Source organism: Microbacterium resistens NBRC 103078 (assembly GCF_001552355.1).
Lineage (GTDB): Bacteria > Actinomycetota > Actinomycetes > Actinomycetales > Microbacteriaceae > Microbacterium > Microbacterium resistens.
In genome coordinates this window covers 1-2,182 of the sequence record NZ_BCRA01000208.1, presented here as the reverse complement: position 1 = coordinate 2,182, position 2,182 = coordinate 1, and the positions used below count along the sequence as shown (strand labels likewise).

The following is a 2,182-nucleotide window of genomic DNA, read 5'->3' as shown; positions in this document are numbered from 1 at the left end:
CCGCACCGGCACGGGAGCGGCACCGGATCCCGGCGGCTGCCCGCCGCGGGGCCGTTCCCGTTCTCGGCCGCCGCATCCGTCCCGATCCGCACATCTTGTCCCGATCCGCACAGGGTGCAGGCCTGCTCGTGTGCAGATCGGGACGGCGTGTGCAGATCGGGACGGAGTGCGCATGGCGGAGGAGAGGGCAGGACGCCGGACGGGATCGTTGTGGTCCTGTGAGCTTGTCTCCGAGACGCGTGGGGCTCGTTTTGGCAGACTTGAGCCATGGTGACGCTGCTGCTGGACCGGACCCGGCTCGAGGTGGAGCTCTCGCCCATCGAGCGCGCGGTCACGTTCCAGCGCGGGAACCTGCACATCGAGCGCTCCGCGATCACGAAGGTGCAGCTCACGGATGACGCGTGGACGTGGTTGCGCGGCATCCGCGCTCCCGGCACGCACATCCCCGGCGTCCTGGCCGCGGGAACGTGGCAGTCCGCGTCGGGCAAGGACTTCGTGCTGATCCGTCGTCGCCGCCCGAGCGTGGTCATCGACCTGGTCGGCGCGGAGTACGAGCGCCTGATCCTCACGACCCGTCATGGGCTGGCCCTCGCTCAGGCGCTGCGCCTGGACGTGTCGGAGGAGCTCGCCGAGGTCACCGAGATCGCCGCGACCGGTCCGGTCCGCGTGCCCGGGAAGGGCCGCGCGGGCAAGCCTGCCATCCGCCCCGCCGGCGCGTGAGAGGCTCGCGCGCTCCCGGGATCTCTCCCGCCGCCGCGTGAGAGGACGAAGAACGCGGCGACCCGACCGGAGTCGGATCGCCGCGTTCGCGCGTCGCGGAGGTCAGTCTCGGGGACGCTCGCCGTCCTCGGAGCCATCCTGGCTTCCCTCGCCCTCGCCACCGTCCTGTGCGTCGGCCGCGTCGTCCGGCGTCGCGTCCGAGTGCTGTTCCTCGGACGACTCTGCCTCGCCGGTGGCCGGGGCGCCATCGGCGTCGGAGGGGTGCTCGCCCTCCTCCGCGGTCGGAACCGTGTCGATCACGCCCGTGCTGGCGATCCGCCACGTGCGGCGTTCCTCGTCCGGCTCGGCGTCGCCGGGCGTGTAGGACGGGGCGTCCTCGGAGTAGTAGGCGCGGGCGGCGGCCGCGAGCGAGGCGCTGACCGCGGCGGCGCGCGGATCCTCGTCCTTGGTCACGTCGTCGGCGTCCTCGGGCTCGGATCCGTGCGATGCGTCCAGGACGACGGGGATCGCCTGGGTCTGGCCCTCGGTGAGCGAGCTGAAGATCTCGATGCCCGTGATCCCCGACGTCTCCGTCGGCGGCTCTTCGGCCGAGGTCTCGTCCTCGGCCGAGGCCTCGTCGCGGGACGTCTCCTCCTCGTCCTCGGAAGGGGTCTCGGGCGCGTCCTCGGCGGCGTCCGCCTCCGCGGCTGCGCGTCCATCCGCGCCGTCCTCCTCGGTCGCCCTCTCTTCCGCGTCGTCCGGGGCGTCGGCCCCGGCATCCGCCGGCGCGTCGACCTCGGCCTCGGGCGCGTCCTCCGCCGCCGGACCGTCGGCCTCCAACGATTCGGCGGGCACGGGAAGCGCGGTCGTGGGCGCCTCATCGGCCGACGCCGCGTCGTCCTGCGCCGAAGCGGGGACTCCGGAGATGAGCTCGTCGAACGTCGGCTCCGGTGCGGCGTCGGGAACCGAGATCGCCGCCGTCGCGAAGGGCAGCGGCCCGACGGTGTGGTCGTCGTCCTGCTCGGACGGCGTCGTGATGTCGGCTCCGTCATCGGCGGACGTGGCGGTCACGCCGAAGTCCGTGTCGGTGTCGATCGGTGCCGTCAGGGCGACGCCCGCGGCCACGGCGGAGTCCTCCGCGGTGTCACTCGCCGACGCGTCGTCCTCTGCCGTCGGGGCGTCGGCTGCCGCTTCCTCGGCGGCGTCGTTCTCGGTGCCCTCGGAAGCGGTGGGCTCCGCGTCCTCCGGGGACGCGGCGGTCTCGTCGTCCGTCGACTCGTCCGCGACGACGTCGCCCGGCTCGTCCGCGGCGTCCTTCGACTCGTCCGAGGCGGAGTCGCCCGTCGTCTCGCCGTCGGAGGCCGGCGCCTCCCCTTCAGGGAGGGGAGCCGCGAACGTCTCGTCCGGTGTCTCGCCCTCGGCGGCCGAGGCGACGGCGTCGGCATCGGCGGGCTCGTCGCCCGCGTCCGCGTCCTCCGCCTGG

Annotated in this window: 1 protein-coding gene and 1 pseudogene; one reads left to right on the top strand and one right to left on the bottom strand. The window is 73.9% G+C overall.

The annotated features are described in order from the left end of the window. The first annotated feature begins 267 nt into the window (after window positions 1–267). Window positions 268–720: a hypothetical protein gene (locus MR1_RS19015; RefSeq protein WP_067250842.1), complete on the top strand. Its 453-nt coding sequence runs from the start codon at window positions 268–270 to the stop codon at window positions 718–720. A gap of 102 nt (window positions 721–822) precedes the next feature. On the opposite strand, the pseudogene MR1_RS20335 reads toward MR1_RS19015, so the two are convergent. Further along, window positions 823–2,182, bottom strand: a pseudogene (locus tag MR1_RS20335) (hypothetical protein); the annotation flags it as partial.

Excerpts from the sequence above, each read along its gene's own strand:
- MR1_RS19015 (WP_067250842.1), top strand. The coding sequence starts at position 268 with ATGGTGACGCTGCTGCTGGACCGGACCCGGCTCGAGGTGGAGCTCTCG.